Source organism: Streptomyces coffeae, from assembly GCF_016741875.1.
Taxonomy (GTDB): domain Bacteria; phylum Actinomycetota; class Actinomycetes; order Streptomycetales; family Streptomycetaceae; genus Streptomyces; species Streptomyces coffeae.
Window position 1 is genome coordinate 1 of the sequence record NZ_JAERRF010000243.1, and the last position, 265, is coordinate 265.

Genomic DNA, 265 nt, shown 5'->3' on the forward strand with positions numbered 1-265 from the left:
CGGTGACGGGAACGTCATCGTCGCCAATGTCGACTGGGAACGCTTCGCGGGCACCTTCATGGCACAGCGGCCCAGCCCGCTATTGGGCGAGCTGCCCGAGGTCCGCGCCATGTTCGACGCTGCTCCAGCGGAGCAGGGCACGTCGGCTCTCGCACAGCGACTGGCCGGCTTGGATCAGGCCGAGCAGGAGCGGCAGCTCACCGAGCTGGTCCGGTATGAAGCGGCCACCGTGCTTGGTCACGTGTCCGGTGAGGCGTTCTCCGCA

At 67.9% G+C, this 265-nt stretch carries 1 protein-coding gene; it reads left to right on the plus strand.

Going from position 1 to position 265, the window contains the following annotated elements:
• Nucleotides 1-265 (plus strand): acyl carrier protein (locus JK363_RS41840; protein ID WP_201883548.1); only part of this gene is annotated, 265 nt, incomplete at both ends.